The organism is Stenotrophomonas maltophilia (assembly GCF_002799245.1).
GTDB classification, from domain to species: domain Bacteria; phylum Pseudomonadota; class Gammaproteobacteria; order Xanthomonadales; family Xanthomonadaceae; genus Stenotrophomonas; species Stenotrophomonas maltophilia_S.
Genome location: NZ_NEQV01000001.1, coordinates 883,432 through 908,343 on the forward strand (window position 1 = coordinate 883,432; position 24,912 = coordinate 908,343).

General features: G+C 67.7%; 25 protein-coding genes. 10 read left to right on the plus strand and 15 right to left on the minus strand.

Annotation, left to right across the window (positions count from 1 at the left end; all coding sequences use genetic code 11):
- Window positions 1-36: 36 nt before the first annotated feature.
- The 6 genes from B9Y64_RS04260 to B9Y64_RS04285 form a co-directional block, all read right to left on the minus strand.
- Window positions 37-531: a TPM domain-containing protein gene (locus B9Y64_RS04260; RefSeq protein WP_100439602.1), complete on the minus strand. Its 495-nt coding sequence runs from the start codon at window positions 529-531 to the stop codon at window positions 37-39.
- Window positions 531-1,418 carry a TPM domain-containing protein gene (locus B9Y64_RS04265; RefSeq protein ID WP_100439603.1) on the minus strand — a complete coding sequence of 296 codons (888 nt, stop codon included), beginning with the start codon at window positions 1,416-1,418 and terminating at the stop codon, window positions 531-533. Before B9Y64_RS04265 ends, B9Y64_RS04260 begins: the two co-directional genes overlap by 1 nt.
- Window positions 1,419-1,421: 3 nt before the next feature.
- Entirely contained in the window at window positions 1,422-2,042 is a 621-nt protein-coding gene (locus tag B9Y64_RS04270) for a LemA family protein (protein WP_100439604.1), read from the minus strand.
- 434 nt (window positions 2,043-2,476) lie between these two features.
- On the minus strand, window positions 2,477-3,637 hold the full coding sequence (locus B9Y64_RS04275; protein WP_100439605.1) for an MFS transporter: 1,161 nt from the start codon (window positions 3,635-3,637) through the stop codon (window positions 2,477-2,479).
- Window positions 3,638-3,933: 296 nt separating this feature from the next.
- Window positions 3,934-4,683, minus strand: coding sequence for a TerC family protein (locus B9Y64_RS04280; RefSeq protein WP_100439606.1), 750 nt, complete (start codon window positions 4,681-4,683; stop codon window positions 3,934-3,936).
- A 33-nt stretch (window positions 4,684-4,716) separates the two neighbouring features.
- The gene (locus tag B9Y64_RS04285) at window positions 4,717-5,112 is read right to left on the minus strand and encodes a diacylglycerol kinase (protein ID WP_014036025.1); all 396 of its coding nucleotides are present in this window, start codon (window positions 5,110-5,112) and stop codon (window positions 4,717-4,719) included.
- Between the two features lie 213 nt (window positions 5,113-5,325).
- Between B9Y64_RS04285 and B9Y64_RS04290 the strand changes: the two genes are divergently transcribed.
- Window positions 5,326-6,027 carry an SGNH/GDSL hydrolase family protein gene (locus B9Y64_RS04290; RefSeq protein ID WP_100439607.1) on the plus strand — a complete coding sequence of 234 codons (702 nt, stop codon included), beginning with the start codon at window positions 5,326-5,328 and terminating at the stop codon, window positions 6,025-6,027.
- Between the two features lie 203 nt (window positions 6,028-6,230).
- Here B9Y64_RS04290 and B9Y64_RS04295 read toward each other — a convergent pair whose 3' ends face one another.
- The 3 genes from B9Y64_RS04295 to B9Y64_RS04305 all read right to left on the minus strand — a co-directional run bounded on the left by B9Y64_RS04295 (window position 6,231) and on the right by B9Y64_RS04305 (window position 9,104).
- Complete coding sequence (locus tag B9Y64_RS04295) at window positions 6,231-7,502, minus strand: sensor histidine kinase (protein ID WP_100439608.1); 1,272 nt, start codon at window positions 7,500-7,502, stop codon at window positions 6,231-6,233.
- A gap of 155 nt (window positions 7,503-7,657) precedes the next feature.
- Complete coding sequence (locus B9Y64_RS04300) at window positions 7,658-8,371, minus strand: response regulator transcription factor (protein WP_002811889.1); 714 nt, start codon at window positions 8,369-8,371, stop codon at window positions 7,658-7,660.
- Window positions 8,372-8,459: 88 nt separating this feature from the next.
- Window positions 8,460-9,104, minus strand: coding sequence for an arylesterase (locus B9Y64_RS04305; RefSeq protein ID WP_100439609.1), 645 nt, complete (start codon window positions 9,102-9,104; stop codon window positions 8,460-8,462).
- A 75-nt stretch (window positions 9,105-9,179) separates the two neighbouring features.
- Here B9Y64_RS04305 and B9Y64_RS04310 point away from each other — a divergent pair, with 75 nt between their 5' ends.
- The 4 genes from B9Y64_RS04310 (at window position 9,180) to B9Y64_RS04325 (ending at window position 13,244) form a co-directional block, all read left to right on the plus strand.
- Window positions 9,180-9,827 carry an ABC transporter ATP-binding protein gene (locus B9Y64_RS04310; protein ID WP_100439610.1) on the plus strand — a complete coding sequence of 216 codons (648 nt, stop codon included), beginning with the start codon at window positions 9,180-9,182 and terminating at the stop codon, window positions 9,825-9,827.
- Window positions 9,824-12,334, plus strand: a complete 2,511-nt coding sequence (locus B9Y64_RS04315) for an ABC transporter permease (RefSeq protein WP_100439611.1) — start codon at window positions 9,824-9,826, stop codon at window positions 12,332-12,334. Before B9Y64_RS04310 ends, B9Y64_RS04315 begins: the two co-directional genes overlap by 4 nt.
- A 68-nt stretch (window positions 12,335-12,402) precedes the next feature.
- Complete coding sequence (locus tag B9Y64_RS04320) at window positions 12,403-12,756, plus strand: DMT family protein (protein WP_100439612.1); 354 nt, start codon at window positions 12,403-12,405, stop codon at window positions 12,754-12,756.
- A gap of 2 nt (window positions 12,757-12,758) precedes the next feature.
- Window positions 12,759-13,244, plus strand: a complete 486-nt coding sequence (locus B9Y64_RS04325) for a hypothetical protein (protein ID WP_100439613.1) — start codon at window positions 12,759-12,761, stop codon at window positions 13,242-13,244.
- Between the two features lie 85 nt (window positions 13,245-13,329).
- Here B9Y64_RS04325 and B9Y64_RS04330 read toward each other — a convergent pair whose 3' ends face one another.
- The 5 genes from B9Y64_RS04330 to B9Y64_RS04350 form a co-directional block, all read right to left on the minus strand.
- On the minus strand, window positions 13,330-14,265 hold the full coding sequence (locus tag B9Y64_RS04330) for a DUF6607 family protein (RefSeq protein WP_100439614.1): 936 nt from the start codon (window positions 14,263-14,265) through the stop codon (window positions 13,330-13,332).
- A gap of 72 nt (window positions 14,266-14,337) precedes the next feature.
- Complete coding sequence (locus B9Y64_RS04335; protein ID WP_100439615.1) at window positions 14,338-14,937, minus strand: Hemin transport protein; 600 nt, start codon at window positions 14,935-14,937, stop codon at window positions 14,338-14,340.
- 4 nt (window positions 14,938-14,941) lie between these two features.
- Entirely contained in the window at window positions 14,942-17,134 is a 2,193-nt protein-coding gene (locus tag B9Y64_RS04340; RefSeq protein WP_413482025.1) for a TonB-dependent hemoglobin/transferrin/lactoferrin family receptor, read from the minus strand.
- A gap of 153 nt (window positions 17,135-17,287) precedes the next feature.
- Window positions 17,288-17,482 carry a hemin uptake protein HemP gene (gene hemP, locus B9Y64_RS04345; protein WP_005412278.1) on the minus strand — a complete coding sequence of 65 codons (195 nt, stop codon included), beginning with the start codon at window positions 17,480-17,482 and terminating at the stop codon, window positions 17,288-17,290.
- Window positions 17,483-17,703: 221 nt separating this feature from the next.
- A complete protein-coding gene (locus B9Y64_RS04350) occupies window positions 17,704-18,675 on the minus strand; it encodes an aldo/keto reductase (protein ID WP_100439897.1) in 972 nt (323 codons plus the stop codon).
- A gap of 193 nt (window positions 18,676-18,868) precedes the next feature.
- On the opposite strand from B9Y64_RS04350, the gene B9Y64_RS04355 reads away from it, so the two are divergent.
- The 5 genes from B9Y64_RS04355 (at window position 18,869) to B9Y64_RS04375 (ending at window position 23,777) form a co-directional block, all read left to right on the plus strand.
- Window positions 18,869-20,167 carry a NupC/NupG family nucleoside CNT transporter gene (locus B9Y64_RS04355; protein WP_100439617.1) on the plus strand — a complete coding sequence of 433 codons (1,299 nt, stop codon included), beginning with the start codon at window positions 18,869-18,871 and terminating at the stop codon, window positions 20,165-20,167.
- A gap of 25 nt (window positions 20,168-20,192) precedes the next feature.
- Window positions 20,193-21,158 carry a ribokinase gene (locus B9Y64_RS04360; protein WP_100439618.1) on the plus strand — a complete coding sequence of 322 codons (966 nt, stop codon included), beginning with the start codon at window positions 20,193-20,195 and terminating at the stop codon, window positions 21,156-21,158.
- Between the two features lie 183 nt (window positions 21,159-21,341).
- Window positions 21,342-21,773, plus strand: coding sequence for a hypothetical protein (locus B9Y64_RS04365; protein WP_100439619.1), 432 nt, complete (start codon window positions 21,342-21,344; stop codon window positions 21,771-21,773).
- A 147-nt stretch (window positions 21,774-21,920) separates the two neighbouring features.
- Window positions 21,921-22,916, plus strand: a complete 996-nt coding sequence (dusB, locus tag B9Y64_RS04370) for a tRNA dihydrouridine synthase DusB (protein ID WP_100439898.1) — start codon at window positions 21,921-21,923, stop codon at window positions 22,914-22,916.
- Between the two features lie 33 nt (window positions 22,917-22,949).
- Window positions 22,950-23,777, plus strand: a complete 828-nt coding sequence (locus tag B9Y64_RS04375; protein WP_005408109.1) for a class I SAM-dependent methyltransferase — start codon at window positions 22,950-22,952, stop codon at window positions 23,775-23,777.
- 58 nt (window positions 23,778-23,835) lie between these two features.
- Here the strand turns inward: B9Y64_RS04375 and B9Y64_RS04380 are convergent, their stop codons facing one another.
- Window positions 23,836-24,903, minus strand: coding sequence for a metal-dependent hydrolase (locus B9Y64_RS04380; RefSeq protein WP_100439620.1), 1,068 nt, complete (start codon window positions 24,901-24,903; stop codon window positions 23,836-23,838).
- Window positions 24,904-24,912: the final 9 nt, after the last annotated feature.

A 24,912-nucleotide genomic window follows, 5' to 3' on the forward strand; every position in this document is an offset into this window, starting at 1 on the left:
GTTGAACGCCTATTCTCGGGCCAGTGCCGCCCCGGCTCAACCAAGGAGCTGGGGCGTGTTGGGCAGGCCGTCATCGTCTGACCGCATCGAGGCCGGAAAGTGCCCCTCCACCAGGGTCGAGACCTCTTCGATGGCGCCGCGCAGTGCCTCGACCGGGTTCGCACCGCGCAGCCCCTCGCGCAGGTGGGTGCAGACCCGCTGCCACTGCGCCGGGCTGACCCGGCCACGCAGGCCACGGTCGGCAACGATCTCGATGGCGTGGTCGGCCAGCAGCAGATAGATCAGTACGCCGTTGTTATGGGTGGTATCCCAGGTGCGCAGGCGGGCGAAGGCATGCTCGGCGGCCTGGCGCGGGGTGACCTTGTGCCACAGCGCAGCCAGCGGCAGGTCAGCCTCGACCGCGAACATCACCTGGCCGCCATGGCGCTGCTCACCGGTGGCGATCGCCTCGGTGATCGCCTGCAGCGTGGCCGGCGGGAACGCGCGCCGTACCGACGGCGAAAACACATGCCGACATAGACGTTGGATCATCACCAGCCCCCCGAAGCGCCACCGCCACCGGAACGGCCACCGCCGCCGCCCCAGCCGCCACCACCGCCGAAGCCACCACCGCCGCCAAAGCCGCCTCCCCCGCCCCAGCTGCCGCCGCCCCAGCCACCACCGCCGGCAAAGCGGCCCGGATGACCGGAGAGCATCGCCACGATCAGGCCCACGATGCCGGCCAGGCCACTGGCCAGCAGTGTTGAGGTGAACAGGAACGCCGCCAGCGCGGCACCGGCGCCGCCAAGCAGGCCACGCAGCGGCCGCGGCACGCGCGAGAACACGCCGCGCAGGATGCTGCCGGCGAACACACCGATGAACAACGCCAGGAACCAGCTGTCACCGCCACCACCAGGCTCCCGCCCGCGGTGGCCGCTGACCGGTGCCGGCAGCGTTTCGCCGTCGATCAGCTTGACCAGCACCGCCGTGGCATCGGTGATGCCGCCGGCGTAGTCGCCGCTGCGGAAACGCGGGACCAGGTATTCCTGGATGACCCGGTTGGCGATGGCATCGGGGATGGCGCCTTCAAGACCGTAGCCCGGTTCAATGCGCACGCGCCGGTCGTCCTTGGCCACCACCAGCAGCACGCCGTCATCCACGCCCTTGCGGCCGATCTGCCATTGGTCGAAGACCCGCGTGGTGTACGGCGCGATGTCCTCCGGCTGGGTTGTGGGCACCACCAGCACCTGCAGCTGGCTGCCCTTGCGCTGCTGCAGCTCGACGGCCTGCTGCACCAGCGCCTGCTTCTGCGTGGCATCCAGCGTGCCGGTGGTATCGACCACCGGCGAATCCAGCGCAGGAATCGGCGCCAACTGCTGCGCGTGCGACGCCAGCGGCAGCCACAGCAGCAGGGCCAGCAGCGCAGTGGCCAGGCGCATGGATCAGTGGCCCGGCTGCGGTGCCGGCTGCTGCGGCGGCGCGTTGCCGAAATCGACCGCCGGCGCGTTGGAGATCTGCGCTTCGTTGTCGACGGTGAAGTTCGGCTTGGTCTTGTAGCCGAAGAGCTTGGCGGTGATCACCTGCGGGAACGAGCGGATGAAGGTGTTGTAGTCCTGCACCTGCTGGATGTAGCGGCCGCGGGCGACGGTGACGCGGTTCTCGGTGCCTTCCAGCTGGGCCTGCAGGTCGCGGAAGTTCTGGTCGGACTTCAGCTGCGGATAGTTCTCGCTGACCACCAGCAGCCGCGACAGCGCACTGCCCAGTTCGCCCTGGGCCTGCTGGAACTGCTTGAGCGAGGCTTCGTCATCGGCGTTGACGTTGATCTGGCCAACCCGCGAACGGGCGTTGGTCACTTCGGTCAGCACGCGCTCTTCCTGGCTGGCGAAGCCCTTCACGGTCTGCACCAGATTGGGCACCAGGTCGGCGCGGCGCTTGTACTGGTTGATGACCTCCGACCAGCTGGCCTTGACCGCTTCATCCTTCTGCTGGATGGCGTTGTAGCCACAGCCTGACAGCAGGGAGGCCAGCAGCATCAGGGGCAGGACACGGGTGAACAGGCGCATGGCGGAGGTTCCGGGTGGGCTTGGCGCCGAGCATGCCATGGCCGGTGTTAATGAGCGTGTGGAAAGTGTCGGCCATCGGGCGCTGCCCCCTCCGTGGTGTGGTCCAACCAGCCAGCCTGGGCGGCCGGGAGGGTGGGTTGGCTGGGGGCCGCCGTGAATACGTCAGCCCATTCTTCAGGCATTCGTGTCGACCAAGGTCGACACCTACCAGAGCGGGACGACGTTCTGACAGACCGCGGGAAACTGTCGAAGGCGGGGTGGGTCAGTTTGCGGGGGCGTGAGCGCCATGGATGGCGCGACCGAGCCTACACGGACGTACTTGCGGCGTCCCCCGCAAACTGACCCGCCCCGCCATCCCACGGAATGCCCGCTGTTGCTGTTGCAGTGGCCTCTGCGGGTGCAGGGCTGCAAGCCCTGCCGGAACCCCTCCCCTCTCAGCAGGCTTCAGCCACCGGCGCACGGGCACGCCCCAGCCATGCCAGCAGCAGGCCCGACGCCGCCAGCAGGCCACCGGCCACCGGAATCGCGGCGTAGCCCAGGCCCGAACTGATCACCGCCCCGCCCAGCGCTGCACCCACCGCATTGCCCAGGTTGAATGCACCCACATTGATCGACGACGCCAGGCCCGGCGCCTCGCTGGCCACCTGCATCACCCGGATCTGCAGCGGCGGCACCAGGGCGAAGGTCGCCGCGCCGAACAGCAGTACACCGAGCGCCGCGGTGGCATGGCTCATGAAGGCCAGCGGCAGCACGAACATCAGCACCGCCAGGACAGCCAGCAGGATGCGGGTGGCGCCATCCAGCGACCAGTCGGCCATACGCCCACCGATGCCGTTGCCGAGGGTGAAGCCGATGCCGATCAGCGCCAGCGACATCGCGATGAAGGCGTTGGAGGCACCGGTCAGTTCAGTCAGCACCGGTGCGACGTAGGTATAGAGGGTGAACATCGCGCCGGCACCGAGCACCGTGGTAGCCATCGCCAGCAGCACCTGCGGTTGCAGGATCGCCTTCAGTTCGCGGCGCACGTCCGGGCGCGGCCCCGGCGCGGACGCCGGCAGCGCGAAGCCCAGCGCGGTGATCGCGATCAGGCCCAGCACCGCGGTACCGGCGAAAGAGAGGCGCCAACCCAGCTGCTGGCCCACCCAGGTCGCCAGCGGCACGCCGCCGATGTTGGCGATGGTCAGGCCCATGAACATGGTGGCCACGGCAGCAGCCTGCTTTTCCTTCGGCACCAGGCTGGCGGCGACCACGGCACCGATGCCGAAGAAGGCGCCGTGGTTGAGGCTGGTGACCAGCCGCGACAGCAGCAGCAGCCCGTAGTTGGGTGCCAGCGCGGACAACAGATTGCCGACCACGAAGATCGACATCAGCAGCATCAGCGCGGTGCGCTTGCCGAAACGGCCCATCAGCAGGGTCATCACCGGCGCACCCAGCATCACGCCCACGGCATAGGCGGTGATCAGCATGCCGGCGGTGGGGATGCCAACCCCCACGCCGTCGGCGATGACCGGCAGCAGGCCCATCGGGGCAAATTCGGTGGTTCCGATGGCGAAAGCGCCGACGGCAAGCGCCAGCAAGGCGGCTCTGGAATTCATGGGGGTTTCCTGGGGGCGGGAATCGGGAGTGCGTAGCCTGCGCGCTTTGCGGTGGCGGATTAAGCCTCGCCCCGGGAAAACACTGTTGACCCTGATTCACAAGTAAAGGCCGGAACGCCGCTGCAGGTGCAAAAGCCGCACTGCCGTTGCCGGACCGGGCCGAGGCCCGGCTGACCGGCAGGAAACCGCCGGGCATGAGCTCGGCTCTACAAGGCCCTCAAGGCCGACGCCTGCTCCACAACACAGAACCCCCGGCATGCCGGGGGTTCTGGGTGACGCGCTTGCCTGTGATCGGCTTACCAGTTGCCGGCGCCCGGCACGTTGTGATCGCGGGCGCGGCGGCGCATCAGCAGGTTCAGCCACTCCACCAGCACCGAGAAGCCCATTGCGGCGTAGATGTAGGGCTTGGGCACGTGCACGTCCAGGCCGTCCAGGATCAGCACCGCACCAATCATCAGGATGAAGGCCAGGGCCAGCATCTTCACGGTCGGGTTGGCATCGATGAAGCGGCCCAGCGGGTTGGCGGCCAGCAGCATCACCAGCACCGACAGCAGGATGGCGGCAACCATCACCGGGATGTGGTCGGCGATGCCGACGGCAGTGATCACCGAGTCCAGCGAGAACACGATGTCGATCACCGCGATCTGGGCGATCACGTAGCCGAACACGGCCGAAGCCTTGGTGGTGCTGGGGTCTTCGTCCTCGCCACCGCTGATCAGTTCCTTGATCTCCATGCAGCCCTTGATGATCAGGAACAGGCCACCGACGATCAGCACCAGGTCGCGGATGGAAATGCCCATGCCGGCCACGGTGAACAGGTTGGCCGCCATGTGCGCCAGGTAGGCCAGCGACACCAGCAGGCCGATGCGGGTGATGCAGGCCACCGCGATGCCGAGCTTGCGTGCGAACGGGCGACGCTCTTCCGGCAGCTTGCTGACCGCGATGGAAATGAATACCAGGTTGTCGATGCCGAGCACGATTTCCAGCGCGCTGAGCGTGAACAGGGTCACCCAGGCATTGGGGTCGGCGAGGAACTCAAAGGACATGGAAACTCTTCAAGGCAGTGGGGGAATGGGGTATCAGCCGTAGCTGCCGGCCAGCGCGTGCGGAACAACGACCAGCGCCCAGCACAGCAGCACGTTCATCATCAGCACGAACACCGCCGCCGAGCCCATGTCCTTGGCGCGGCCGGCCAGCTCATGGATCTCGCTGCCGTAGCGTTCGATCACCGCTTCAATAGCGGAGTTGGCCAGCTCCATCGCCAGCACCAGCAGCATCGAGCCGATCAGCAGCGCGCGTTCGACCGGGGTCTGGCCCAGCCAGATCGCGACCGGCGTCAGCATCACCAGCAGGTATACCTCCAGCCGGAACGAGGACTCGTGCAGCCAGGCAGCGCGCAGGCCCTGCCAGGACCAGCGGGCGGCCTGGAAGATGCGGCGCGGGCCGCGGGGCATGTGTCCGAACTGATCAGCCACAGGTGGAACATCCAGCAACAGGGGCGCGGCGCAGCGACCGCTCAGACGCACGGCAGGGAATCATGGGTGCACAGGAATAGGCAGATGGCCGCCATTTTGCCACAAGGCCGCCAACCGCACCCCGCGCCGGCCCGCTGAACGGCCTGCCAGGGGCAAGCACCGGGCCGGGCCGTGCTCCTATGATGGATGCCCCCTTGCCTGCTGGAGCGCCTGATGTCCCGTCGCCGTAACTGCCTGCTGATGCTGGGCCTGCTGACTGCCGCACCGCTTGCCCAGGCCCTGGGCCCGGCCAAGCCGCCGCAGGTGCCCGGACAGGTTTCCAACGTGGCCTGGGCCGGCGACATGGCCCGCTTCGCCAGCGCCGACCAGTCCAACCCGCCGCCGCGCGGTGGCATCGAGTTCATCGGCAGTTCCTCGATCCGCATGTGGGAGAGCCTGGCGGCGGACTTCCCCGGCCAGCCGGTCTTCAACCGCGGCTTCGGTGGTTCGGAAGTGCGCGACAGCACCTGGTATGCCGACCGCATCGTGGTGCCCTATGCGCCGTGCAAGGTGTTCTTCTACGCCGGTGACAACGACCTCAACAGCGGTCGCAGCGCCGTGCAGGTGCGCGATGATGTGGTCGCCTTCGTGCAGCGCGTGCACCGCGACCTGCCGAAGACCAGGGTGGAGTACCTGTCGATCAAGCCGAGCCCGTCGCGCGCGCACCTGCTGCCGGCGATCAACGAAGCCAATACGCTGATCAAGGCCGCGCTGGCCAAGCTGCCCAACACCGGCTTCACCGACGTCCACACGCCGATGCTCGGCGCCGATGGCCAGCCGGACGCGACGCTGTTCCGCGAGGACATGCTGCACATGACCCCGGCCGGCTACGCGATCTGGACCAGGGCGCTGGCACCGAAGGTCAACTGCAACTGAGGAAGGCGTGCGCCGACCAAGGTCGGCATCTACCCCGATAGTGCACGTGTTCCGGTAGTTGCCAACCTTGGTTGGCATGGGGCATCGGCGTGCATCGCGCACGCGCTCCGGTAGTTGCCAACCTTGGTTGGCACGGGGCACCGGCGTGAATCCTGTTGAAAGCGCCGACCAAGGTCGGCATCTACCGGGCAGCAGGTGCCGCGTCAGCGGAAGATCACTGTGGCTTCGGTCCCCTGCCCCGGCTCGCTGGCCAGGCTGACCTTCCAGCCGAAACGGTCGCACAGCCGGCGCACGATCGACAGGCCCAGCCCGGTGCCCTGCGGGCGACTCGGCTCGGCGCGGTAGAACGGTTCAAACGCGCGCGACAGCGCCTCGGCGGACATGCCGATGCCGGTATCGCGCACCACCACCCGGTCATCGAGCACCTGCACGTCGATACGCCCTTCGTCGGTGTAACTGCAGGCGTTGCGCACCAGGTTGCTGACCACCACCTGCAGCACCCGCGGCGGTGCGTGCAGCTGCACCGGGCCTTCGCTGTGCAGATGCACCGATACCGGCCGGTTGCCCAGCAGCTCGTTGGCATTGTCCACCTCGTAGCGGACGATGTCGTTGACGTCGAACAGCTCGATCTGCGGTTCGACGTCGGCCTCGCGGGCCAGGATCAGGAACGCATCGATCACCGCTTCCATGTCACGGCCGGCACGCTGGATGCGCTGCAGGCTGCGGCGCAGGCGTGGTTGCAGGGTTTCATCGCCCAGGGCCATGTCACTGGCCACGCGGATGACGGTCAACGGCGTGCGCAGCTCATGGCTGGCATCACGGGTGAAGTTGCGCTCGCGGGCCACGTGCGCGCTGACCCGGTTGGCCAGCGAATGCAGTGCGGCCGCCAGCTGCCGGGTCTCGCCCTGCATGTCCGCCGGCAGCTTGTTCGGCTCCAGATCGGCGGCCTCGGGATGGCCCGGGTCCCAGCGCGAGACGCGCCGCGCCAGCCAGTTCACCGGCGACACCAGGCGCTTGGAGGCACGGTAGGTGACCCAACTGGCGCCATACACCGCCAGCAGGGTCAGCAGCACCGGCACGATGCCGAACCAGAACGCCAGCATCTCCGCGCGCGAACGCAGGAACACCAGGTACAGGCGACCGGCGGGGCGCACATCGACCAGCACCAGCTGGTCGTCCTTGGGCAGCTCGTGGAAGCCGGGCTCCAGGGTGCGCAGGTTGGCAGGCAATGACAGTGCCGACTGCCCATTTTCCAGCAGGTAGCCGCGGATGTTCTGGGTGTTGGGGGGGGGCTGCACCGGCGACGCCTCGTGCAGTGTCCAGTAGTACGCCGCTTCCTCGCGCAGGGCCGCGCCGACCAGGCTGTGCTTGATCACCAGCGAGACCAGCCAGGCACCGAGCAGGATGCCCAGGCTGGCCAGAACTGCCTGCAGGATGAAGGCGATACGGATCTTGCGCGGCAGGCCGTGCGGCATTGCGGGGTCCCGGTCAGAGCGCTGCGATTATAGGCAGCGCACTGCGCCGTAGTCGTGCACGGGCGATGACCGGCGGCAACGCCGGCCGGTCATCCCCTGCCCTGTGCATGGCGGTTGCCCGGCCGCGCCTGCAGCTGCACCGGCACGGGCCCCGATCAGGCCATCGGCTGGGCGATATCGGCAATGCGGTAGCCGGCGCTCTGCACGGTGTGCAGCAGCGGACGGTCGAACGGCTTGTCGATGATCTTGCGCAGGTTGTACAGATGACTGCGCAGGGTGTCCGAATCCGGCAGGCCGTTGCCCCAGATCTCGCGTTCGATCTCCTGGCGGGTGACCACGCGCGGCGATTCGCGCATCAGGATGGTCAGCAGGCGCAGGCCGATCGGCGACAGCTGCAGCTCGGTGCCGGCACGGGTGGCACGCATGCTGACCGGATCGAGCACCAGGTCGGCGACCTTCAGCACTTCCGAACCGACCTGGCGGCGTTCGCGACGGATCAGCGCGCGCAGGCGGGCTTCCAGCTCCTGGATCGCGAACGGCTTGGTCAGGTAGTCATCGGCACCGAAACCCAGGCCGGTGAGCTTGTCGTCCAGGGTGTCGCGTGCCGTGAGCATCAGCACCGGTGTGGACTTGCGCGCATCGTTGCGCAGGCGACGGCATACTTCGATGCCATCCAGGCGCGGCAACATGAGGTCGAGCACCACGACGTCATAGCTGTTCTCCGCCGCGAGGCGGTAGCCATCCAGGCCGTCCTGTGCATAGTCGACTTCGAAGCCGCGACCTTCCAGGTACTCCCCGATCATCTCGGAGATATTGCGGTTGTCTTCGACCACCAGCACCAAGCCGGAAGTCTCCTTCGTCTGACGCATGTGATTCCCTCTAACTTCAGCTTTGTGAAACATGCCGGATCGACGGTGGACGTGATGTGAAGTTCCGTCAAGAGGAAATCAAAACCGTTCAGAGCAGCGGCCTGAGCAGTGGCCAGACGTTGTCCAGCACCTTCGGCTGCGCCTGCGCCGTGGGGTGCAGGCCATCGGCCTGCATCATGCCCGGCTGCAGGGCCACGCCTTCCAGCAGGAACGGCAGCAGCGGCACTTTGTACTGCGTGGCCAATGCCTTGTAGGCCGCTGCCAGGCGCTGGCGGTAGGCCGGTCCGTAGTTGGGCGGAACGTCGATGCCCAGCAGCAGCACCTTGGCACCGGCCTTCTGGCTGGCCTGCACCATTTTTTCCAGATTGCCCTGCACCTGCGCCGGGGTCAGCCCGCGCAGCGCATCGTTGCCGCCCAGCGCGATCACCACCACGGTCGGCTTCTCCCGCGCCAGCAGGCCCGGCAGGCGGGTCAGTGCGCCAGCGGTGGTTTCCCCGCTCATGCTGGCGTTGACGATGCGCGCCGGGGTTTTCGACTGCTGGCTGACCCGCTGCTGCAGCAGGCTGACCCAGCCGGCGTCGGCAGGGATATTGTGGGCAGCACTGAGGCTGTCGCCGAGTACCAGCACGGTGCCGGCCGGACCTTTGGCACAGGCCAGCCCGGGCAGCAGCACCAACCCCAGCAGCAGCACCATCATCGCGCCGGCTCGCCGGCTCCATCCCTTCTTGCGCATTGGAGTCTCCTCATCGACAGCCTGTCCCCCCGCAGCGCGTCCGTTGCCATCGCCGTCGACCAGGTCGGCAAGTCCGTGCAGGGCCCGGAGGGTGAAGTCCACATACTGGACAACATCACCCTGACCGTCCATGAAGGCACCAGCGTGGCCATCGTCGGCGCCTCCGGTTCCGGCAAGACCACCCTGCTCGGCCTGCTGGCCGGGCTGGACCTGCCCAGCCGCGGCCGCATCGAACTGGCCGGCCAGGATCTGGGCCGCCTGGACGAAGAAGCACGGGCCCAGCTGCGCGCGCGTGAGGTCGGCTTCGTGTTCCAGAGCTTCCACCTGCTGCCGGCGCTGACCGCTGCGGAAAATGTCGCGCTGCCGCTGGAACTGGCCGGACGCGAGGACCGCGCACGCGTCGATGAGGTGCTGGAACAGGTCGGCCTCGCTCATCGGGCCCGCCACTACCCGCGCCAGCTGTCCGGCGGCGAGCAGCAGCGCGTGGCGCTGGCACGTGCCTTCGTCACCCGCCCGCGCATCCTGTTCGCCGACGAGCCGACCGGCTCGCTGGACCATGCCACCGGCCAGCACATCAGCGACCTGCTGTTTGAACTCAATGCCGGCAGCGGCACCACCCTGGTGCTGGTCACCCACGACCTGCGGCTGGCCCAGCGCTGCCAGTACATCCACCGCATCGACAACGGTCGCCTGCTGCCGGTCGAGCATGGGGCACAGGCATGAACCTGCTGCGGCACGCGTGGCGCGCGCTGCGCCGCGAAGCGCTGGCCGGCGACCTGCTGACCGTGTTCGCTGCGCTGGTGCTGGGCGTGGCGGTGATGACCGCGGTGGGCACGCTGGTGAACCGGGTCAACCTGGCGTTGACCGGCAGCGCGGCGGAAATGCTCGGTGGCGACCTCGGCATCGCCGGGCGCGATGACCCGCCGCAGGCGTTCGCCGACGAGGCACGCCGGCGTGGACTGGCATACACCCGTATCGCCAGCTTCGGCAGCGTGCTGTTCAACGGCGATGCCAGCCAGATGGCCAGCATCAAGGCCGTGCAGGCGGGCTATCCGCTGCGCGGCGCGCTGCGGGTACGGGCCACGCCCGGCGGTGCGTTCATCACCGATGCCGGCATGCCTCCCCAGGGCCAGGCCTATGCCGACCCGCGCCTGCTGCAGGGGCTGGGGCTGAAGGCCGGCGACGACCTCGAATTCGGCGCCGGCACGCTGCGCATCGCCGGCATCATCGAGTCCGAGCCGGACGCCGGTGGCGACCTGCTAACGCTCTCCCCCACCCTGCTGGTCAACCGCGCCGACGTGGAAGGCACGGGACTGCTCGGCCCCGGCAGCCGCATCAACTACCGGCTGATGTTCGCTGGAGCGGCAGACCAGATCGCCACGCTTCGGCAATGGCTGCTGCCACAGGTGAAAGGCCTGCGCCTGCTGAGCGTGGACGATACCCAGCGCGGCGTGCGCCAGGCGTTCGACCTGGCCGGGCGCTTCCTCGGCCTGAGCGCGCTGCTGGCGGTGCTGCTGGCCGGTGTGGCCACGGCGCTGGCGGCCAACCGCTTCGCGCTGCGCCGCATCGACCAGGTGGCGATCCTGCGCTGCCTTGGCGCGCGCCAGCGCGACATCCTGCTTGGCCTGGCGCTGCAGCTGCTGATGCTGGCGGTGCCGGCCTGTGCGCTCGGCATCGGCCTGGGCATGGCCGCGCAGGAAGGCCTGGTGCAGGTACTGGGCAGCCTGGTACCGCAGCGCCTGCCGCTGCCGGAAGCGATGCCGGCGCTGACCGGCGCCGGCATCGGCCTGTTGCTGCTGTTCGGCTTCGGCCTGCCGCCACTGCTGCGCCTGCGCGGGGTACCGCCGATGCGGGTGCTCAACCGCTCCTTCGCCGCCCTGCCGCCGGCTTCACTGCTGGCCTATGTGGCGGCGTTGGCGGCCAGTCTGCTGCTGGCGGTACAGGTCACCGGCGACCTGAAGCTGGCGCTGTGGGTGCTGGGCGGCCTGGCCGCGCTGGCGGTGGCGGCCGGCGTGGTCGGCTACGTGCTGCTGCAGCTGCTGCGCGGCCTGCAGCACCGCCTGCACGGCCACTGGCGGCTGGGCCTGGCTGCGCTGACCCGGCGCCGGCTGCTGGCGGTGATGCAGCTTGTCGGGCTGTCGCTGTCGCTGTGCGCGCTGTTACTGCTGGCGGTGACCGGACCCGGCCTGCTGCAGCAGTGGCGCGAACGGTTGCCCGCGGACACGCCCAATTACTTCCTGATCAACATCCAGCCCGAACAGCGCGACAGCGTGCTGGCCGCGCTGCGCGGATTGGGTGCCGACGACGCCAGCATCGAACCGATGGCCACCGGCCGCCTGATCGCGATCAACGGCAAGCCGCCGCTGCGCGTGGACAGGACGGATGAGCAGGATGGCCAGCAGGCGCAGGGCCAACGCGAAGACGACGACGAGAACCGGCCGTTGAACTTCAGCTGGCGCAGCAGCTTCCCTCCGGCCAATACGCTGATCGAGGGCACGTTCTGGAAGGCGGACAGCACCGCAGCGGAAGCGTCGATCGAAACCGGCTGGGCCAGGCGCTACGGTGTGCATCCTGGCGACCACATCACGATTGCAGTGGGCGAGCAGGAACGCGCGTTCACCGTGACCAGTGTGCGCAAGGCCGACTGGAACACCTTCCGGCCGAACTTCTTCGTGCTGCTGAACCCGAATGCGGTGGGTGACACCCCGCACAACCTGCTGTCGGCGTTCCATCTGCCGGCCGGCAAGGCGGCCGGCCTGGGCGAGCTGGTCCGCGCGCAGCCGAACCTGTCGCTGCTGGACGTGGACGCGGTGATCTCGCAGGTGCGCGATGTGATGGAACGGGTGGCACAGGCGGTACAGCTGGTGATGGTGTTCAGCCTGCTGGCCGGCGTGCTGGTGCTGCTGGCCGCGCTGCAGGCCACCGCCGGCGAGCGCCGCTACGACAGCGCGGTGCTGCGCACGCTGGGCGCGACCCGGCGCCAGCTGCGCGGCGCGGTGCTGGTCGAGTTCGGTGCGCTGGGTGCGCTGGCCGCGCTGCTGGCGGTGGGCGCAGCCGCTGCCATCGGCGTAGCGGTCTCGCAGAAGGTGTTCGAGCTGCCGTTGCTGCCGCCGTGGCCGGGCCTGCTGATCGGCGGCGTGGTCGGCATCGGCTTGAGCCTGCTGGCCGGTTGGTGGGGCACGCGGCGCATCCTGCACACGCCGCCGGCCCTGGCGTTGCGCGAGGCCTGACACCGTTGTGAAATCGCGGGGCGGGCGCGGTTGTATGCTGCGCGCCCCATTCCCACGAGATCGCCCGGATGCCCGGCATGTCGTTCACTGCCTACCTGTACCCGGTGTTGCTGCTGCTTGGCAGCAACATCTTCATGACCTTCGCCTGGTACGGGCACCTGAAGTACAAGAGCGCGCCGTTGATGACGGTGATCCTGGTCAGCTGGGGCATCGCGTTCTTCGAATACTGCCTGCAGGTGCCGGGCAACCGGCTGGGCAGCGCGGTGTACTCGGCGCCGCAGCTGAAGGGCATGCAGGAAGTGATCACGCTGCTGGTATTCGCGGTGTTTTCCGCGTTCTACCTGGGCCAGCCGCTGAAGTGGAACCACTATGCCGCGTTCGGGCTGATCGTCGCAGCGGCGTTCCTGATGTTCAAGGAATAGGAATGAAGCGCGGCTTCTGCCTGCGCGTCCTTCTGGTCGGCGTGCCGCTGCTGGCGGCGATGCTGCCCGCATCTGCGCGCACTGCGCGTGGCCATGTCCCGGACCCGGTACAGGCCTTCGTGCTGGAAACCGTGCTGGGGGATGAGGTGCGCGCCTTCCACGATGGCCGCCAGACCTACCTGGTTCCGGCAGGCGTGGCGCGCACGCGCAGCGATGCCGAGGTCCTGGCCGACCTGCGTGCGGAGTTCGACCGGTTCTACCAGGGCCAACCAAGGCCGAGAAAGGAAGTGGCGCACATGGCGATCCTCGTCGCACAGACCACGCTGCTGCTGCCCGACCGGGAAGCGTGCAGCACGGATCGCGCGCGCTGCAGCGAAGCCATCATGGGCGTACGCACGCGCGATGACGAGGCAAGCCTGCAGGCTACCCTGCGTGCTTTCCAGGACGCGGGGCTGGACCTGACCCCCCTGGGTGGGCCGGCGTCCTGAGTGCAGCGCGGCCACGCATGGCGCGTGCGATCAACACCGAGAGCGTGCCGGGCAAGCCCGGCACCTGCCAGGACCGCGGCGCCGATCAACCCTCCTTCGGCGCCTTTTCCACGTACTTGGCGAACACTTCGTCGATCTGCTTGTCCTTCACCTTCTTGCCGGACTGGATCTCTTCGGCCTGGGTGAACAGCGGAATGATCATCGCCATGCCGTCGAGCTTGGTCTTCAGGTGCACGCCCGGGGCCTGGCCGAGGAAGCCGTCCCAGCGCTGGCGCACCTTGGCCCAGTAACCCGCGGTGGCCTTCCAGTAGTCGCGGGCCGGGGTGAAGTCGATCTCGGTGGTTTTCACGTAGTCGTTGAAACCGAACTCGCGGGCGATCTCCACCTGGCTGCCGTCGGCGTTGCGCTGCACCTTGGTGTTGAACTGCTCGTGGGTCCAGCCATTGGGCGTGAGGGTGTGGCGGTTGACCACTGCCAGCGCGTTGTAGTCGCTGCGCTTGGTGTACTCACGGCGCGGCAGCGGACGCCAGCTGATGTCGCTGGTCCAGGTCGGCACGTTGTTGGTGTAGGTCCAGGTGCCGGTGCCGCAGTAGCGCGGTGCGTCGCTCACTTCATACACGCACTGGGTCCAGGCACCCTGGTTGGTGGCTGCGGCAATCGTGCGCACCTGCCAGGTCTGGTCGGCACTGAACTCGAAGCGGTTCGGTGCTTCATAGACCCAGTCCTGGCGCCAGTGCTTGGTGACATGACCGCTCTTCTCGTCCAGCAGCAGGTGCTGCAGCACGATACGCTTCGGGGTGTCCTCGACCACGATGACCACTTCGTTGCCGCCGCTGCGCATCGCCGGCGCGCGCTCGTAGCCGGGCTTCAGCAGCACGGTCTCATCGAAGGCGAAGTCCACCGTGTACTCGCCCTGCATGGCCAGGATGCTGGCGTGGTCGCGGGCGATGTCGGAGGGCTGCGCGCTGGCTGCGCCACTGATGGCAAGCAGCAGCATCACGCTGGCTGTCGGGTACTTCATCGGGTCTTCCTTCGGGGTTGCAGGTTCAAGGAGAGGCCATCCGTGGCCGGCAGGCGATCCATCAGGATCGGGTCACAGGCGCACCAACGGCAGGTCGCTGGGCGCACGCGGCGCAGGACGTCGGGCGGCGTCGGCGCAGCAGCAATCGTCGATCGCCAGCTCGCCTTCGGCACCTTCCAGCCGCGCGATGCGACGCGCGGTGGCCGCACCCAGCGAGGACAGCGTGGACAGGCTGGCGGCCAGGGTGCGGCCTTCATCGGCCGCGTGCAGGCGCAGCGCGCACAGGCGCCAGCGGTCACCACCAAGGTGCCCGGCCAGGCGCCGCCACAGGCGTTCGCCGACACTGCCGTCGCTGTCATGCTCCGGGCCCGGCGGCAACGTGGCGACCAGGCGGTCCCAGGCCAGGAAATCGCTGTCCGGCAGCAGGTACAGGCGCCACACGCAGCGGCCGCGGGCATCAAGGAAACACAGGCTTTCGCGCACGCCCTCGCTGTCCACGCCCTGGCAGGCATGCACGCGGACCGCCTGGCGCCAGCCACCGAGCTCGTTTCCGTCGGCGCGGTACAGGCACAACACGGTGCCGAGCGTGGCCAGCTGTGCCGGCGTCGGCCAGGCCGCGCGGCCCTGCGCGGCGATGGCGTCATTCCTGCGTGCGGACAAGGCTCGACTCATGAGGTCACCAGGAAACGGCGAGGCTGGCGGAAAGGGTGCGGCCCGGGCTGGTGTAGCGATCCAGCACGCGGCTGGTCGGCGACAGCGTCGAACCCACGTTGGACCAATCGATGTAGCGCTTGTCGCCCAGGTTGAACACGCCGACGTTGAAGGTCGCGCCCGGGGCGAAGTTCCAGTGCGCCATCAGGTCGGCCACGCCGTAGCCCGCCGGGCGGTACACGGTGGCCGCGGCGACGCGGTCCTTGCGCTTGACGAAGGTGCCGGCCAGTTCGACGCCCCAGGTATCGGTGTCGTACATCAGGCCGACGGTGCCACGCAGCGGGTCGACCGAATCCAGCGGCGTATCCTCGGTCTTGTTGTCGCCGCGCGACCAGGCCACCGAACTGCGCAGTGCCCAGCCCTGCAGCGCCGGGCTGATCTGGCCGAAGTCGACGCCGGCCTTCAGCTCGGCACCGTAGATGCGTGCATCGGCGATGTTGCGCGACTGGAACACCATCAGGCCCTGAGCGTTGGTACCAACCAGCGACTGCGACTCGATGAAGTCCTTGTACTCGTTGTAGTAGCCGCTGACGCTGACGTAGGCCGCCGGCGACAGGAAGCGCAGGCCCAGCTCCATGCCGTCACTGGTCTCCGGCTTCAGGTCCGGATTGGGAATGGCGGTGTAACCGAAGGCGAAGTTGGTGAAGCCCAGGTTGACGTCGTTGTACGGCGGCGAGCGGAAGCCATGCGAATAGCCGGCGAACAGCGACCATTCGTCGGTGAAGCGATAGACCATGCCGAGCTTGGGCGAGACGCTGGTCTTGGTCAGCTTGGACACCGCAACGCCTGGGTTGTCTTCAGCGAAGATGCTGTCCACCTCCGGCTTCAGTTCGTAGCGATCCACGCGCACGCCCGGCACCAGCGACAGCTTGCCGTTGGCCATGCGCATTTCATCCTGTGCGTACAGGCCCAGCTCGGTGGTCTTGCTGATCGGGAAATCGCGTACCGGGAAGGCGTCGGGCAGGATGGTGGTGCTGGTCTGGCCATTGGCCAGCAACTGGTAGCCGTCGCGCTTCTGGCGGATTTCGGTGTGCGCGCCCTCGAAGCCGTAGGTCAGCGCGTGTTCCACGCTGCCGGTGCTGAACGCCTTGTTGAACTGTGCCTGCAGGCCGTACACGCGCTGGTCGAAATTGAACTCGCGGTGGCGGCGGCTGCGGTTGGCACGGTCCTCATCGGTGATCTGGGTGGTTTCGCTGTGCTGGGTGTACAGCTGCCAATGCAGGCTGTCGGCGAAGCCCTTGTCCAGCGCATCCATTTCATGGGCGAACGACACGCGGGTGCGGTTCTGCGTATCGCGTGCCTTCATGCCGGTGGTGGTGGTGTGGTCGATCGAGGACAGCACGTTGGTATCGGTGTTGTCTTCGTTGCCTTCCACGGTCAGGCGGAAGCGTTGATCCTCGCTCGGTGCATAGACCAGCTTGGCCAGGCCACTGCGACCATCGCGGTCCTGCGGGTTGGGCGCGGTGCGGGTGTTGTCGAGGCTGCGCACATCGCCCTTGTTGCCGGTTTCCTGGCCCTGGCGATGGTTGATGTTGACCATGCCGCTCCAGTGTTCGCCGCCGAACGCGCTGGTCACGCCGCCGAGCAGGCCTTTCCACTCACCGTCGTAGCCGAACTTCAGGCCGACGTAGCTGTCCTTGCCATCCTTCAGGTAATCGGCCGGATCCTTGGTGACGAAGGCGACCACACCACCGAGCGCGTCGGAACCGTACAGCGAGCTGGCCGGGCCGCGCACGATCTCCACGCGCTTGAGCGTATCCAGATCGGTGAAATTGCGGTTGGCGTTGGAGAACGAGCCGATGTTGAAGCTGGTCGGCATGGCGATGCCATCGGTCTGCACCCGCACGCGGTTGCCGTCCAGGCCACGGATGCGGATGCTGCCAAGGCCGAAGCGCGCAGCGCTGCGGCTGACCGACAGGCCCGGCTCATAGCGCAGCAGATCCTTGATGTCCTGCACCAGGTGCCGGTCCATCTGCTCGCGGTCGATGACGTCGACGGTGGCCGCCACATCGCTCACCGCCCGTTCGGTGCGGGTTGCGGTGACCTGCACGCGGTCGAATTCGCGCGCATCGGGCGCGGCGGTGGCCGCGGCGGCAGCATGGGCGGACAGCGGCAGGGCCATCCAGACGGCAAGGCAAAGGGCGGTAGGGCGGGTCATCGGGTTCGTTCGGTCAGGCAGGGGAACCCCCGGTTACCGGCACACCCGGAAGATGCACGCGGTAGACCGAGGGGGAGAGAGCGGGAGCGGACGGGTCGCCCACCCTGTCGGCGTTGCCGGCAGGAGGGAGGGGGGCGGGCGACCAGGCCGCGATTACTTGGTCAGGATCAGCTTGTCGTTGCTGGTGTGCCGCAGGCGATAGAAGCGGTCGCCGTGCTGGATCAGGATTTCACGACGGCCCTTGAGCAGGGCTTCGCTGTCGATGACCTCTTCCGGCGGAACGACACGGACCGGACGATCGCGGAGGGTCAGCGTTTCGGGGCGCAGCAGTACAGGTTGAGCATTCATGAGCATCTGGACTCGTGCGAGGGACGAGTTAAATGATAATGATTCTCAGTTGACAATCAACAACCATTCTCAATTTCATTGATGAGATTAATGATCGAATTTGAGAATTCGATAGCTACCATCAATCAGAAGGGGTGCCGCGCTCTTGTAGAGTCGAGCCATGCTCGACTGCGCTTCTACGTCTGGCGTCGAGCAGGGCTCGACTCTACACAGGGCTGTCGTCAGGCAAAGACGGCTTCGACCTGGGCCCAGCCGGCCGCGTCGACCTGCTCCAGCACGTCCAGTGCCTGCAGGTTCTGCAGCAGCTGGCTGACCCGGCTGGCGCCGAGGATCACGCTGGAGACGTTCGGGTTGCGCAGGCACCAGGCGATGGCCAGCGTGGCCGGGGCATGCCCCAGCGCGCGCGCCACCTCGCTGAAACGCCGCACCTGGGTCAGGCGGGCCTCGGTGTCGTCCCCCAGCACCAGCGCCTGCAGCCATTCCATGCCCTCGCGGCCCAGTCGCGCATCGGCCGGAATGCCCTGGTCGTACTTGCCGCTGAGCAGGCCCGAGGCCAGCGGCGAGAAGATGGTGGTGCCCAGGCCGGCACCGGCATACAACGGTGCGTACTCGACCTCGACACGCTCGCGGTGCAGCAGGTTGTACTGCGGCTGCTCCATCGACGGGCCCTGCAGGTTGCGCGCTTCAGCGATGTCCAGCGCCTGCTGGATCTGCAGCGCCGACCACTCCGAGGTACCCCAGTAGAGGATCTTGCCCTGCCGCACCAGGGTGTCCATGGCATGCACGGTCTCGGCGATCGGCGCGTCCGGATCCGGGCGGTGGCAGTAATAAAGGTCCAGGTAGTCCACCCGCAGGCGCTTGAGCGCAGCATGGCAGGCGTCGGTCACATGCTTGCGCGACAGCCCGCGCTGGGTCGGCCGCGGGTCCTTGGCGCTGCCGAAGAACACCTTGCTGGACACGCAGATGCCATCGCGCGGCAGGCGCAGGTCGGCGATCACATCGCCCATCACCTGTTCGGCGCGGCCATTGGCATAGCCCTCGGCGTTGTCGAAGAAGTTGACGCCGTGGTCCCAGGCGGCAGCCACCAGATTGCGGGCCTCGTCGCGCGGGATCTGGTCACCGAAGGTCACCCAGGCGCCGAAGGACAGGGCGGAAATCGGCAGGCCGGTGGAGCCCAGGCGACGGTATTGCATGCGAATCTCCTGCTGCGGGCCCGCATCCGGGCCGGGATCGAGCCCCATTCTACCTGCCGCCGCCGGCCGCAAGCCCTTGCCGTTGCTGGCCTGATCGGTACAGATGGGTGCGCGCACGCTGCTTTTTCTTGCCCCGGCCCCTGCCCTGCACTAGGCTTCCCGTTTTTCGCGACGCCCCAGGGGAGTCACTCACATGGTCGAAGGTTTGGGCAGGATCGGCTTCGGCCTGTTCGGGTTGGCGGTGCTGATCGGCATCACCTGGTTGTTTTCCAACAATAAGCGTGCGGTTGACTGGAAGCTGGTTGCCACCGGTATCACCCTGCAGATCGCGTTCGCGGCGCTGGTGATCCTGGTGCCGGGCGGCCGCGACGTGTTCGATGCGCTGGGCAAGGGCTTCGTCAAGGTCCTCAGCTTCGTCAACGAGGGTTCGGGCTTCATCTTCGGCTCGTTGATGGACACCAAGAACTACGGTTTCATCTTCGCCTTCCAGGTGCTGCCGACCATCATCTTCTTCTCGGCGCTGATGGGCGTGATGTACCACCTCAACGTCATGCAGGCGATCGTGCGCGTGATGGCGTTGGCGATCACCAAGGTGATGCGCGTGTCCGGTGCGGAAACCACCAGCGTCTGCGCCAGCGTCTTCATCGGCCAGACCGAGGCGCCGCTGACCGTGCGCCCGTACATCGCCAAGATGACCCAGTCCGAGCTGCTGACCATGATGATCGGCGGCATGGCGCACATCGCCGGTGGCGTGCTGGCCGCCTATGTCGGCATGCTCGGCGGTGGCGACCCGGCGCAGCAGGCCTTCTACGCCAAGCATCTGCTGGCGGCGAGCATCATGGCCGCACCGGCCACCCTGGTCGTGGCCAAGCTGCTGATTCCGGAAACCGGCACCCCGCTGACCCGCGGCACGGTGAAGATGGAAGTCGAAAAGACCTCCAGCAACATCATCGACGCGGCCGCCGCCGGTGCCGGCGACGGCCTGAAGCTGGCGCTGAACATCGGCGCGATGCTGCTGGCCTTCATCGCCCTGATCGCGCTGCTGAACGCCCCGCTGACCTGGATCGGCGATGTGACCGGCCTGGCCGCTGCCATCGGCAAGCCGACCAACCTGTCGACCATCTTCGGTTACGTGCTGGCCCCGATCGCCTGGGTGATCGGCACCCCGTGGGCCGATGCCACCACCGTCGGCTCGCTGATCGGCCAGAAGGTCGTGATCAACGAGTTCGTGGCCTACACCGAGCTGTCGCAGATCGTGAACGGCCAGGTGGCGGGCGTGAGCCTGTCCGAAGAAGGTCGCCTGATCGCCACCTACGCGCTGTGCGGCTTTGCCAACTTCAGCTCGATCGCGATCCAGATCGGCGGTATCGGCGGCCTGGCTCCGGAACGTCGCCACGATCTGGCCAAGTTCGGCCTGCGCGCGGTGTTGGGCGGTACCATTGCCACCTTCATGACGGCGACCATCGCCGGCGTGCTGACGCACTTCAGTTGAACCCTTGGTTGAGAAAAGATTCCCTATGAGCAGCAGTGTCGTTGTCGTCGGTTCCTTCAATGTCGATCACGTGTGGCGGTGCGAGTCGCTGCCGGCACCGGGTGCGACCATTGCCGGCCGCTACAGCACCGGCCCGGGTGGCAAGGGCTTCAACCAGGCCGTGGCGGCCTGCCGCGCCGGTGCCGACACCCACTTCGTGTGCGCGTTGGGCGATGACGCCGGTGGCGCCACCGCACGCGAGCTGGCTGCACAGGATGGCTTCGGGCTGATCGCCGAAGCCAGCACCGAGCCGACCGGCACCGCGGGCATCTATGTGGACGCCCGCGGCCGCAACACCATCGTGATCGGCCCGGGCGCCAATGCCGCGCTGAGCACCGATTTCCTGCAGCAGCAGCAGGCCCTGCTGACCAGCGCCAAGGTGGTGCTGGTGCAGCTGGAATCGCCGGTGCAGACCATCGAAGCGGCGCTGGCAACGGCCCGCGAAGCCGGTGTCACCACCGTGCTCAACACCGCACCGGCCGACGCGCCCTCGACCATCGGCCTGCTCAAGCTGGCCGATGTGATCACCCCGAACGAGACCGAGTTCGCCGCCCTGCTCGGCCGTCATGTCGGTGAGCGCGTGGATGCCAACGATGTCGCCGCACTGGATGGCGCCAGCCTGCACGCGCTGTGCCGCAAGCTGGTCGGCAACGGCACCGTGGTGGTGACCCTCGGTTCGGTGGGCGTGTTCGTCTCGCACGCCGACGAGAACCTGCGCGGCGACACCCAGCCGTACTACCGTGTGGGTGCCGAACAGGTGCAGGCCATCGACACCACCGGTGCCGGTGACGCCTTCAACGGTGCGCTGGCCGCGTCGCTGGCGCAGGTGGCCGATGCCCCGTTCGCCCGCCATGTGCGCTTCGCCAACCAGTTCGCCGGTCGTTCGACCGAGAAGGAAGGCGCCGCGGCGGCGATGCCGCGCTTCACCCCGGCCGACGCGGAAGCCAGGTAGTTCCACGCCATGCGTGGATGAACAAGCCCGGGTGTGCAGACACCCGGGCTTTTTTGTTGCCCCTCATCGCGGCGCGGCGTGGCCGGCAGCTGATCCGCCGCCAGCCCCCGCGACCGCCTGTCGCATTGCCCACACCCTGCCCCCTCGCCCACCATCCGCGCAGCTTCCTTGCACGGGCAGGACATGGACGGATTCCCCTGGTTGCTGGTCGCGGCTGCCGGCAGTGCCCTTTCGGCCCTGTTGCATATCGGCTGCATCGCCTTCGGCGCCCCCTGGTACAGGTACTTCGGTGCTGGCCAGCGCATGGTGCGGCTGGCGCAGGCGGGGCACTGGTGGCCACCGCTGCTGACCGCCGGCATCACCGCCGTGCTGGTGGCCTGGACGCTGTATGCACTGGCCGCCGCGGGCTGGCATCCGCTGCTGCCAGCCAGCCGCCTGGTACTGCCCGCCATCGCCACGTTGCTGCTGCTGCGCGCCGCGATGGGCTTCGGCCTGGCGCTGTTCCGCCCCGGCTACAACGGCACATGCTTCTGGGTGGCCAGTTCGCTGGCCTGCCTGGGCCTGGGGCTGGCCTTCGCGCTGGGTACCCACCAGGCCTGGCAGAGCCTGGGCTAGCCGCCCACCATCGCCCGCCCCTGGGGGCGGTGGAAGCAACCGTCAAGCATCTGCTGATGCCGGTACGGCATGAGGTCGGTGCCGATCGGCCTGAACCGGACCGCGCCCGGCACGGCCTTGGCGCCGCCCGCGCCCTACAATGGGCGCATGCAGATCGGCCCGTACACCATTGCCCCCAACGTCGTGCTGGCGCCCATGGCCGGCGTCACCGACAAGCCCTTCCGCCTGCTGTGCAAACGGCTGGGTGCGGGGCTGGCCGCCTCCGAAATGACCATCAGCGACCCGCGCTTCTGGAACACGCGCAAGTCGATCCATCGCATGGACCATGACGGCGAACCGGCCCCCATCAGCGTGCAGATCGCCGGCACCGAGCCGCAGCAGCTGGCCGAGGCCGCGCGCTACAACGTCGACCATGGCGCCCAGATCATCGACATCAACATGGGCTGCCCGGCCAAGAAGGTGTGCAACGCCTGGGCCGGTTCGGCACTGATGCGCGACGAGCAGCTGGTGGCGCGCATCCTCGAAGCCGTGGTCAACGCGGTGGACGTGCCGGTCACGCTGAAGATCCGCACCGGTTGGGACTGCGACCACCGCAATGGCCCGGTGATCGCACGCATCGCCGAAGACAGCGGTATCGCCGCACTGGCCGTGCACGGCCGTACCCGCGACCAGCACTACACCGGCCAGGCCGAGTACGCCACGATCGGCGAGATCAAGGCCGCGCTGCGCATTCCGGTGATCGCCAACGGCGATATCGACTCGCCACGGAAGGCCGCCTACGTTCTGCAGGAAACCGGCGTGGACGCGGTGATGATCGGGCGCTCCGCGCAGGGCCGGCCGTGGATCTTCCGTGAGGTGGCGCACTACCTGGCCACCGGCGAGGAACTTCCACCGCCTTCGCTGGCGGAAGTGCGCGACATCCTGCTCGGCCACCTGCATGCGCTGCATGCGTTCTACGGCGAGCCGCAGGGCGTGCGCATCGCGCGCAAGCACCTGGGCTGGTATGCCAAGGACCGGCCGGAGAATGCCGCCTTCCGCGCGGTGGTCAACCGCGCCGAGGACCCGCAGAGCCAGATTGCCTTGACCACCGAATACTTCGACCGCCTGATCGCCGGCGAACCGGCGCTGCCTTCCGCCGCTTGATCGCCCTCAAGCTCGACGCCACAAGAGTCCACCATGACGCCGCCGATCTCTTCTCCGACCTATCTGCACGGTTTTTCCGGCACCGAGCAGCAGCGCCTGATGACCCAGGCCCGGCTGCTGGAATCGAGCATCTTCGGCCAGATCGACTACAGCGGCGCGCGGCGCCTGCTGGAAGTCGGCAGCGGCGTGGGCGCACAGACCGAGATCCTGCTGCGTCGCTTCCCCGAGCTGCATGTGACCGGCGTGGACCTGAGCGAAACGCAGCTGGCCACCGCACGCGAGAACCTGGCGCGTACGCCGTGGTGCAGCGACCGCTACACCCTGCAGCAGGCCGACGCGGGTGAGCTGCCATTCGAGGCGCGCAGTTTCGATGCGGCGTTCCTGTGCTGGGTGCTGGAACACGTCCCCTCCCCTGCCCGTGTACTGAGCGAAGTACGCCGCGTGCTGGCACCGGGTTCGCCGGTCTACATCACCGAAGTGATGAATGCCTCGTTCCTGCTCGACCCGTATTCGCCGCACATCTGGCGCTACTGGATGGCCTTCAACGACTTCCAGTACGACCACGGGGGTGACCCGTTCGTCGGCGCCAAGCTGGGCAACCTGCTGCTGGCCGGTGGCTTCCGCGACGTGCATACCGAGATCAAGACCATCCACCTGGACAACCGCGAACCGGCGCGTCGCAAGACGATGATCGCGTTCTGGGAGCAGCTGCTGCTGTCGGCGGCCGACCAGCTGCTGCAGGCGGGCTCGGTGGACGAGGAAACCGTGGAAGGCATGCGCCGCGAATTCCGCCTGGTGCAGAACGACCCGAACGCGGTGTTCTTCTATTCGTTCGTGCAGGGCCGCGCCACGGTGTATTGAGGCGACGCGGCGCGTCCCCTCCTGCCCGCGCCATCCACGCATGGCGCGGATCCACGGATCAATGCACGGCGGTGTGGTCGGCCGTACCTGGCGCCGCTGCCGGTTCCTGCCAGATCCGCTGCCACATCGCGGCCAGCCGGCGACCGGCGTCGGCGCGCGCGGCGGGACTGCTGTAATCCACCCGCACCTGCTCGGGAACGATCGCCCGCCACTGCCCGTCGGCCTGCTCGGCGACGACGAAGTTGAAGGTGTAGTCGGGTTCCAGCCCCATGCGCAGGTCGCTCAGCACCAGCCGGCCATCCACGACCTGCGTACGCATGAAGCCACGGTTGAACCACTGCAGCTGCTGCACCGCCGGGATGGCCCCCGCTTCGCGCAATGCCTGCACGTTGGACGCATGGCCTTCGAACCGCATCGGCCCATGGTCGGCCACCAGCGAGCGGTCACCCATCACATAGCCGCTGGGCGTCATCGCCACCACGCGCCACAGCAGGGTGTTGAACGGCATCGGTACCGAGAAGCGGGGGGCATCGCCCAGGCCCATCGCAGCCAGGCTCTGCTGCGCGGCACGGTCGACCTGCGCCTTGGCGATCAGGCCCCAGCCCAGGTAGCCACTGCTGAGCAGCAGGGCCATGCCCAGCACCTTGCCCGCCCATGGCCGGGCGCGGCCGAACCAGGCCAGCACGCAGCCCAGCAGCAGCCACACCGTATAGCCCGGGTCGATGATGAACACGCTGGAGCCCATGGTCGGATGCGGGCGCAGCGGCCACCACAGCTGGGTGCCATACACGGTGAACGCATCCAGCACCGGATGGGTGAGCAGCGCCAGCTGGATCGCCCAGAACCAGCGCACCGGTAACTGTGCGACCCGACCGTTGCCGAAACGCTTGAACAGCCACCAGATCAGCGCCGCCACCCAGGGCAGCACCAGCAGCGAGTGGCTGAAGCTGCGGTGCTCGATCATGTTCGCCACCGGATCGGCGGCGGTGAAGCCGAGCCACAGGGCATCGAGATCCGGCAGGGTACCAAGCGCGGCACCGGCCAGCAGGGCCGCGCGGCGATGGCCGGGCGGAGCGATGGCAGCAGCGACGGCGCCGCCGAGCACGATCTGGGTCAGGGAATCCATGGGCCGATG